General features: G+C 61.8%; 8 protein-coding genes and 1 tRNA gene. 7 read left to right on the top strand and 2 right to left on the bottom strand.

Translation table 11 applies throughout. The annotated features are described in order from the left end of the window. Positions 1-321: 321 nt before the first annotated feature. The 7 genes from Q363_RS45405 to Q363_RS11610 all read left to right on the top strand — a co-directional run bounded on the left by Q363_RS45405 (position 322) and on the right by Q363_RS11610 (position 6,299). Entirely contained in the window at positions 322-636 is a 315-nt protein-coding gene (locus Q363_RS45405; protein WP_051978663.1) for an SOS response-associated peptidase family protein, read from the top strand. Between the two features lie 49 nt (positions 637-685). Further along, on the top strand, positions 686-889 hold the full coding sequence (locus Q363_RS45400; protein WP_051978662.1) for an SOS response-associated peptidase family protein: 204 nt from the start codon (positions 686-688) through the stop codon (positions 887-889). Between the two features lie 654 nt (positions 890-1,543). After that, a tRNA-Arg gene (locus Q363_RS11630) sits at positions 1,544-1,620 on the top strand. Between the two features lie 211 nt (positions 1,621-1,831). Next, complete coding sequence (locus Q363_RS11625; RefSeq protein ID WP_035350250.1) at positions 1,832-3,106, top strand: Fe-S-containing protein; 1,275 nt, start codon at positions 1,832-1,834, stop codon at positions 3,104-3,106. Between the two features lie 9 nt (positions 3,107-3,115). Next, complete coding sequence (locus Q363_RS11620) at positions 3,116-4,429, top strand: ABC transporter permease (protein ID WP_035350249.1); 1,314 nt, start codon at positions 3,116-3,118, stop codon at positions 4,427-4,429. Beyond that, positions 4,426-5,538 carry an ABC transporter permease gene (locus Q363_RS11615; RefSeq protein WP_035350247.1) on the top strand — a complete coding sequence of 371 codons (1,113 nt, stop codon included), beginning with the start codon at positions 4,426-4,428 and terminating at the stop codon, positions 5,536-5,538. The genes Q363_RS11620 and Q363_RS11615 overlap by 4 nt, the downstream gene beginning before the upstream one ends. Before the next feature lie 26 nt (positions 5,539-5,564). Further along, a complete protein-coding gene (locus tag Q363_RS11610) occupies positions 5,565-6,299 on the top strand; it encodes an ABC transporter ATP-binding protein (RefSeq protein WP_051978668.1) in 735 nt (244 codons plus the stop codon). 6 nt (positions 6,300-6,305) lie between these two features. Here the strand turns inward: Q363_RS11610 and Q363_RS11605 are convergent, their stop codons facing one another. Beyond that, positions 6,306-7,163: an NAD(+)/NADH kinase gene (locus Q363_RS11605; RefSeq protein WP_035350246.1), complete on the bottom strand. Its 858-nt coding sequence runs from the start codon at positions 7,161-7,163 to the stop codon at positions 6,306-6,308. A gap of 27 nt (positions 7,164-7,190) precedes the next feature. Beyond that, entirely contained in the window at positions 7,191-7,958 is a 768-nt protein-coding gene (locus tag Q363_RS11600; protein ID WP_035350244.1) for a TlyA family RNA methyltransferase, read from the bottom strand. Positions 7,959-8,054 lie beyond the last annotated feature (96 nt).

Here is an 8,054-nt window from a genome sequence, read left to right as displayed (position 1 = left end):
GGTCTGGCCGGAAGTAAAGTTGAGCGCTCGTGATCCGTTCGATGACCAGCATGGTGCCGGAGCAGGCGGGACAACGCAGCTGGTTTGTTGTTTCGGGGCGATCTGGGCACGCAACAGCTCTGCTGCCCCTCTCTCGCGACGGGGCAATTCCGCTCAGCACCTGACCCGTCTCGGAGTTTGTTGCAGATCCTCACGTGGGCGAACGCACGTCGATTCCGACGTCACGTTGAAAGTAGCTAATTTGGGTGTCCGCATTCAAGAATACGCGAACCTCAGTCATAACCGAGGGATATTCCTGAAGCCGAGGCCTTTCACGCCCACGTGGTCGATGACGGTACCCCGTCGACGCCGTGGGACTACAACGTCGCGCCCACGAGCATGCAACCAATCATCCGTCACAGGCGACGTGAGCTCGTCTTGCTGCGCTGGGGCCTAATTCCCTTCTTCACGAAGGACAGTAAGGACGTCAAAGGCCTCTCCACCGTCAACGCCCGCGCCGAGACAGTCGTCTCGCGCACCTACCGCGAGCCCTTCAAGAAGCGCCGCTACCTCGTCCCCGCCTCCGGCTTCTACGAGTGGCGCCTCGATACGAAGAACAAGATTCCCTTCGCCTTCGACCTCCCAACGGCAGGATGATGGCATTCTCCGGTCTGTGGGATGCCTGGAAGGACCCCGCGAACGACCAGTGGCTGCAGAGCTACACCATCTCACCACCGACGCGAACGAGCTCATGGCCGCGGTCCACCACCGCATGCCTGTCATCCTGCACCCCGGAGACTTCGATCGTTGGCTCGACCGCGACTTCGACCCCACCCGCCCTCCAATCGACCTGCTGCGCGCCCCTTCCCCGCCGACGAGATGGAGGCCTTCGAGGTCTCGAAAGACGTAGGCAACGTCCGCAACAACGCTCCCGAGCTACTGAATAGCGAGTGAAACAATCTGGGCTTCCCAAAAACGGAACATTTGAGGGCAAGAATGAGGGCAAGCTAACGAGGCGCTATGGCTCGGACCCGCATAAATGCTGGAGTTGTTTGGAGGATGCTGGAGGCGTAAGTTATTGAAAGGACATGGAGCGATCTCGCTTCGAACCAGAGGGTCGGAGGTTCGAGTCCTTCCGGGCGCACCACTTACAGGCGGCGTGAGTCAAATCTGAAATCCAGATACGATTCACGCTGCCAACAGCTTCCCTCAGCTCCTTGAGCAGCCGCGCAAGGTCGTTCCGTATCAGGTGCGTGGGGCCTCACCTTTTCCGCCTATCGTCCAACTCGGGATGGTCTGCTGACAAGGGAAAATGGAGGGCTAGGATCGCAGCCAGCGGGAAGCCGATTCATCTCGGATACTTCTCTGACCCAGCCTTCGCACATGCTACCTATTGCCAAGCTGCAGAAGAACATTTGGCCCGCTTCGCAAGGTTCGAATAGACGAGGTATCAGGGTCCAACTGGCGTCCGTTTACGAGCGGCGTCTCAGACAGATTCGATGCCTTCGATTTGCCCTCAGACCCAAAATCCGGTATCTTGAAAAGGTTGCATTCAACGCAATGTGCGCCCGTAGCTCAGCTGGATAGAGCAACTGGCTACGAACCAGTAGGTCGGGTGTTCGAATCACTCCGGGCGCACCATTCTTCCCCCTTTACTTCTCAAAAAAACATAGCAACTGGCACTCTTCCGACAACTTGCATTCTGGACTAAATCAGTCCGAATGATTGACGACCATTTTAGTCCGCATTAGACTGAAAGAGGTCCAGGTGTTTCGGTTTCGATCCGCTCCCCAGGTGGGCTGCGGGCTCATCCGATCTCTTCGGCTGCGCTCGTTGAAGGAAGAACTACCTTATGCTGCAGGCATTTATTATCACTCTTCGAGAGGGTGTAGAAGCGTCCCTGATCGTCGGCATTGTCTTCGCCTACCTCACCAAGATCGGGCGATCGGACCTCAAGCGAACCGTCTTCTGGGCCCTCGGAGCAGCCCTGGCAGCAAGCGTCGTCGGAGCCATCATCATGGCCCACACTCAGTTCAACACCGACATCTTTGAAGGCTGGGTCATGCTCGGCGCCGCCGTCTTCGTCATCAGCATGATCTGGTTCATGCACAAGACGGCACGCACCATGCGCGGCTCCATCGAAGAAAAGGTTGCTAGCTACACTGGCTCCGAGGGCGTCTCCAAACTAGGGCTCTTCTTCTTCGTCTTCCTTCTGGTCCTTCGCGAGGGCGCCGAGACGGTGCTGATCCTCTCCGCCGTCACCCTCAACTCCACCGAACTGCTCAGCTTTACAGGAACGCTGCTCGGCGTGGCCGTCGCGGTCGTCTTCGGCATACTCTTCGTCCGTGGCAGCGTCAAGATCAATTTGCAGCGCTTCTTCCGCGTCACCACGGTGATCCTCTACTTTGTGGCGTTTCAGCTCATGGTCAGCGGCCTGCATGAACTGAGCGAGAACGGCGTGCTTCCCTCCAGCCAGGCTGAGATGCGGCTGATCGGCCCCATCGTGCGCAACGATCTCTTCTTCTTCGTCACCATGGTGGCTCTCGCCGGCCTGATGATCCTGCTGGAGTACAAGCGCCGCGCGCCCGTGACGCTCGCCGCCAACGCCACCCCTGCCGACCGCCGCCGCGCCGAGTGGACCCAGCGCCGCGAGAAGATGTGGATGAACGCCGTCGTCGGCACCAGCTTCCTGTTCATCTTCCTCTCGACGGCAGAGTTCATCTACGCCAAAAGTTCCACGGCACTCTCGCCCACGGCCACGGTGACTCTCGTCGGAACCCAGGTCACCGTCCCCACCACAGATATCAACGACGACAAGCTGCACCGCTACGGTGTGCACGTCGAAGATGGCAAGGGCGGCAGCGTAGAGGTTCGCTTCCTGCTCTACAAGAAGCCGGACGGAAACATCGTCTCAGTCGGCGATGCCTGCCGCATCTGCGGCCCAGTCGGTTTCTACATCGGCAGCCAGGGAATCACGTGCAAAATGTGCGCCTCTCCCCTGACCCCCTCTTCGATGGGCCAGGAGGGTGGCTGTAATCCGATCCCGCTCAAGAGCTCTATCAGCGACGGACAGGTCGTCATTCAGGCAGCAGACCTCAAGACCCTCGTCACGGTCTTCGAGCGATAGGCAGACCCAATGTTCTTTCGCCTTCTGATGGAGAGCTTTCGCCGCCAGCGACGTCGCAAGACGCTCGCCGGCTTGGCGATCCTCCTCGGTACAACCGCCGTCACGGCCATGCTGGCGCTTGCCACAACCATCGGAGACCGCATCCACAAAGAGCTCGCCGTCTACGGGGCAAACATCGTCGTCTACCCTGCCGCCGATCTGCTGGACGTAAAAATCGGCGGCATCGATGTAAAGCCAGCCTCAAGCGGAGCCTTCCTCAAAGAGAGCGATCTCAGGAAGCTCCGCGGAATCTTCTGGGCCAACAACGTCACCGGCGTCTCGCCCGAGTTGCCGCTCCGGATCATCGGAGCTGCGTCGACAGGCACCATCGATGCAGCTGCAACTGGTCTATGGTTCAGCCACGATCTCTCCAACGGCGGCGCAGCGCTCAAGACCGGAGCCGTCGCCCTCCATCCCTGGTGGAAGATCGATGGCGCCTGGCCGAACGAAGCCAAGACAACTCCAGAGAGCGCGGAAGCCGCCGCAGGAAAGGCCCTCGCAACACGGTTCGGACTCAAGGCCGGCGACGTCGTTCAGGCAACAACAAAGGACAAGACGACATATGCGCTCCGCATCACCGGCGTCTTCTCGACTGGCGACGCTGCGGACGCAGGTTTTCTTCTACCCCTGAACGCCGCGCAGACGATCGCAGGTACTCCTGACGCCGTTCGCCGCGTTGAAATCTCCGCCCGCACCAAGCCCGAGGACGCCTTCGCGCGCAAGGACCCCGATTCCCTGTCGCCCAAGCTGCGCGAGGTCTGGTACTGCCGGCCCTACGCCAACTCCATCGCCTACCAGATTCGCGAAGTGATCCCCGGCGCGCAGGCCGAGCAGGTACGACGCGTCGAGCAGAATGAGGGCAACGTCCTCAAGCGCATCAGTGGCCTCATGTGGCTCATCTGTTTGGCCGCACTGCTGGCGGCCGGTTTCGCCGTAAGCGCCGCAATGGCCACGGCGATCCTTGAGCGGCAGGCCGAGATCGGTCTCATGCGTTCGCTCGGCGCAAGCAAGGCAACCATTGCGATGCTCTTCTACGCCGAGACCGGCCTGCTGGCGATCCTCGCCGGTGGCCTCGGCTACCTCGCAGGCTCCGGACTCGCTGCCTGGCTCGGTGCGCGCATCTTTCCCGGAGACGGTCCCGCCTCTCTTGGAACCGTGCTGAACCCGGTGCTGCTTCCCGTCGTTATCACGCTTGCCCTCACCGTCGCCATCGCAGGCAGTACGCCCTCCATTCGCCGCGCCCTGACCATGAACCCCTCCGCCATCCTGAGGGCCGACGTATGAGCCGACTGAGCATGGGAGCGCTGCTGCGTCGCTCGCTGCTTCACCGGCGGGCACGAAGCCTCTCCGCACTTGTCGCCATGACGGTCTCGGCGGCCGTCGCAACCGCACTCCTCACGCTCTACGCCGATCTCGACGCCAAGCTGCACCACGAGTTTCGCAGCTTCGGCGCAAACATCATCGTCACTGCCCCGTCCTCGGACGACGCAAAGGGCCTCCCCGCCAACGCGCTCAAGCGAGTGAACGACGTCGTTGGCGAGAACGCCATCGCCGCCGAATTCGGCTACGCCGTCGCAACCACCGACCGAGGAACCCCCATCGTCGTCGCCGGAACGGACTTCGATGCGGCCCGCCGTCTCAACGCCTGGTGGCAGGTCGATGCGTGGCCCACCTCCAGCGACTCCAGTGCGGCGCTTGTCGGCCAGCGCGCGGCAAACTTCATCGCCGACGAGCACAACGTGCAGCTCACCTTTGCCGGCAAGCCCCTGGACCTTCACGGTGCAGGAAGACTCCGCACCGGAGGCGACGAGGACAGCCGAATCTACATCCCAATGGCTGCCTTCACCGCCTGGACCGACACACGTCCAGGCGTCATCGAGGTGCAGGTTCCCGGCGGCGCCGCGCAGGTTGAAGCCGCGATCACCCGCCTCAGACAGCAACTCCCTGAAGCGAAGATTGAGCCGGTCCGGCAACTCGTCGAGGGCGAGAGCCGCATCGTCGACAAGACCCATGCGCTGATGTACGGCGCCGTGCTTCTGATTGCCCTTACCGTTGCCGTCAGCGTTCTGGCGACGCTCTCCGCCAGCGTGCTTGAGCGGCGCCGCGACTTCGCGCTGATGAAGGCGCTCGGCGGCTCACAGAAGCAGCTGATGGCAATGTTCCTGCTTGAGGCACTCGTCCTGGCCCTGGCCGGCGTAGCGGCAGGATTCGTTATCGGCTCCGCGGCAGCATGGGCGATCAGCCAGCTCAACTTCCACACCGCGTCGCTGCCACACGTAGGAGTCCTTCCGCTGGTCCTGCTCCTGAACATTTTGATTGCTGTGCTCGCCGCTGTCTTCCCCGTTCGCGTTCTGCGCACGCTCGAGCCAGCGGCGCTCCTGAAGGGTGACTGACGATGATGGTAAAAGAGAACTCTGCGATGGATAATCTGGTCAATCTCGGGACGCGTCCTGATTGCGCAGTCATTGCCCTGAACGCGGTCACGCGGGAGTACGCCGGTCACGCCGGAGTAGTCCGTGCACTCGATCGAGCCTCGTTCTCGATCGTCGCTGGCGAATGGGTCGCGATCACCGGGCCTTCAGGCTCAGGCAAGAGCACGCTCGTCAACCTGATCGGCTGCCTCGATCGCCCCACCGAGGGTCAGCTCCGCATCGACGGCGCCGACGTCGCCACCATGTCGGCTAACGAGCTCGACCGCTTTCGCGCCGACAAGATCGGCTTCATCTTCCAGCAGTTTCACCTGATCCCTTATCTCTCGGCGTTCGAGAACGTGATGCTCGCTCAGTACTTCCACTCCATGACCGACGAGAAGGAGGCGCGCGCGTCGCTTGAGCGAGTCGGCCTCGGCCAGCGCGCCGAACACCTTCCCAGCGAGCTCTCCGGTGGCGAGCAGCAGCGCGTCTGCATCGCCCGCGCCCTGATCAACAACCCGCCCATTCTGCTCGCCGATGAGCCGACTGGAAACCTCGATGCCGCCAATCAGAAGATCGTCGCCGGACTCCTGCAGGATCTCCACTCCCAGGGCCACACCATCGTGATGGTCACCCATGATCCCGAGATGGCCGCTCTGGCCCAGCGCAAGATCGCCCTGAGCCACGGCAAGGTCTTCTGCCATCCGGTCGGCGGCGGCCCGGTGATCACTCTCAAGCGATAGGCATCGTCAGCGCTCGCCCCAGCTCAGCTTGCTGCGCAGCACACTGAACAATCCATTGCGCCGCGGCCGCAGGAGACGCACGCTGTGCTCCGAGCGGCAGCACCGTATCTCATCGCCCAACTGAAGCTCCACAGCCTCCTGTCCATCCACCGTAAGATAGGTCAGGTTCGGCACACCTTCAATGTGAATTGCCACGGTCGCATCGCCCGGCACGACGATCGGGCGAATCGTCAGCAGGTGGGGACAGATCGGCGTAACCACCAGCGCATTCACCGATGGCATCACGATAGGACCATCAGCCGCAAGGTTGTAGGCCGTCGAGCCAGTGGGCGTGGAGACGATGATCCCATCGGCTCGCATCGCGGCCACAAACTGCTGGTCGATCTCTACCGAGAAGTCGGCCATGCGGGCGATCGCCCCCTTTGAAACCGCAATGTCGTTCAGAGCATCCCACTGCTTGACGATCGAACCCATGCGGAACAGCTCCGCGCGCATCATGTCGCGCTGCTCGATGCTGGCGCAGTTGTCGCACCACGCCTCGAGCGCAGTGTAGAGGTCGGCCAGCGGAACCTCGGTCAGGAATCCAAGCGAGCCCAGGTTGATGCCAAGAATCGGTGTCGGCGAATGGGCGAAGGCGCGCGCCGCCGCCAGGAGCGTGCCATCCCCTCCAAGAACGATCACAAGATTCGGATGGTGCCGGGGCATATCGCCCCGCTCGATGGCGTTCGCCGCATCCAGGTAGGCCGCGCTCTGCGGATCGAGCAGAGGTTCGTAGTCGCGTGCCTCAAGCCATGCGATCAGTTCGCGCAGGATGGCGGCAAGCTCGGGCTTCTGAGGCTTGGAGATGATGGCTGCCTTGAACATTATTGTTAGTGTACTGGCTCGCCGCCTTCAATCCGGCTTCCCGAAGACAGCGCGGAGAAGATACTCGTGGTTCCCTTCCATTCCCTGGATCGGCGAATCAATCACATCCAGGCAGGTCCCCCCGAGTTCTGCGGCGCATTGAGTGACCCGCTCGATCGCCAGCTTGCGCGCCTCCGGGTCGCGGACGATCCCTCCCTTGCCGATGTGCTGGCGTCCCGCCTCAAACTGAGGTTTGATCAGGATTACCGCGGTCCCATGCCATGGCTCACCGGCAATGCTGAGCGCATTGAGCACAGCCGGCATCACCAGCGTCGCCGAGATGAATGACACGTCCATCGCCAGAAAGCTCGGCGGAGCAACGCCATTCGCAAGCAACTCACCCGCACCAAGAAGGCGTGCATTCGTGCGCTCCCGCAGCATCACCCGCAGGTCGTCGCGCAGCTTCTGAGCAATCTGTCCGTAGCCTGTATCGACCGCGAGCACCGTGGCGGCACCGGCCTGCAGCATGCAATCGGTAAATCCGCCAGTCGAAGCGCCAATATCCACCGCGTGGACACCCGCGAGCGAGATTCCCCAGTGCGCCAGCGCATACTCCAGCTTCAGGCCGCCGCGGCTCACATACTTCAGGTCGGAACCCAGCATTCGAATCGTCGCATCGGCCGGAACGCCGACGCCCGGCTTATCGACACGCTGCTCATTCACCAGCACCCGCCCCGCAAGGATCAGCGCCTGCGCCCGCTCACGCGATGCCGCGTGGCCGTGATCGACGAGCAATTTGTCCAGGCGGCTCTTCATGGCTGGGTGGTGGGGTGGCTCTTTCGTTAAGGTACATTGTGCCACTTGAGTTAGAGTGGCTAGGTATCTACCTGAATCCTTAGAACCAATCCGCTC

The organism is Edaphobacter aggregans DSM 19364, from assembly GCF_000745965.1.
GTDB lineage: Bacteria > Acidobacteriota > Terriglobia > Terriglobales > Acidobacteriaceae > Edaphobacter > Edaphobacter aggregans.
This window is presented reverse-complemented; position numbering and strand designations above follow the sequence as displayed.

Bases quoted from the DNA above. Each gene is read 5' to 3' on its own strand.
- Q363_RS11625 (WP_035350250.1), top strand. From the start codon at position 1,832: ATGCTGCAGGCATTTATTATCACTCTTCGAGAGGGTGTAGAAGCGTCC.
- Q363_RS11620 (WP_035350249.1), top strand. From the start codon at position 3,116: ATGTTCTTTCGCCTTCTGATGGAGAGCTTTCGCCGCCAGCGACGTCGC.
- Q363_RS11615 (WP_035350247.1), top strand. From the start codon at position 4,426: ATGAGCCGACTGAGCATGGGAGCGCTGCTGCGTCGCTCGCTGCTTCAC.
- Q363_RS11610 (WP_051978668.1), top strand. From the start codon at position 5,565: ATGGATAATCTGGTCAATCTCGGGACGCGTCCTGATTGCGCAGTCATT.
- Q363_RS11605 (WP_035350246.1), bottom strand. From the start codon at position 7,163: ATGTTCAAGGCAGCCATCATCTCCAAGCCTCAGAAGCCCGAGCTTGCC.
- Q363_RS11600 (WP_035350244.1), bottom strand. From the start codon at position 7,958: ATGAAGAGCCGCCTGGACAAATTGCTCGTCGATCACGGCCACGCGGCA.